The sequence below is a fragment of the Pseudomonas sp. SIMBA_068 genome (assembly GCF_046534705.1).
Classification (GTDB): Bacteria; Pseudomonadota; Gammaproteobacteria; order Pseudomonadales; family Pseudomonadaceae; genus Aquipseudomonas; species Aquipseudomonas putida.
In genome coordinates this window covers 1-237 of record NZ_JAWRYI010001606.1, presented here as the reverse complement: position 1 = coordinate 237, position 237 = coordinate 1, and the positions used below count along the sequence as shown (strand labels likewise).

The 237-nt window shown below is 65.4% G+C and carries 1 protein-coding gene; it reads right to left on the bottom strand.

Going from position 1 to position 237, the window contains the following annotated elements; all coding sequences use genetic code 11:
• The coding region (locus SB756_RS35140) for a glycerol-3-phosphate acyltransferase (RefSeq protein WP_410913890.1) at positions 1-237 on the bottom strand (237 nt) is incomplete at both ends.

Below are 237 nucleotides of genomic sequence, written 5' to 3'. Positions count from 1 at the left end.
CGGGTAAGGTAAAACGTCAGTAGCCAGGCGCCGATGGCCAGCAGCGCGGCCGGGAAGTACAGGCCCATGAGCATGCCGGCGGCGGTGGCTACGCCTTTGCCACCGCGGAAGCAGAAATACAGCGGGAACAGGTGGCCCAGCACCGCACATACGCCTACCCAGGCTTGCGCGTGCAGGTCCAGCCCGGCAAAGCGGGCAAGCAATACCGGCAAAAGGCCCTTGCACAGGTCGCCAAGC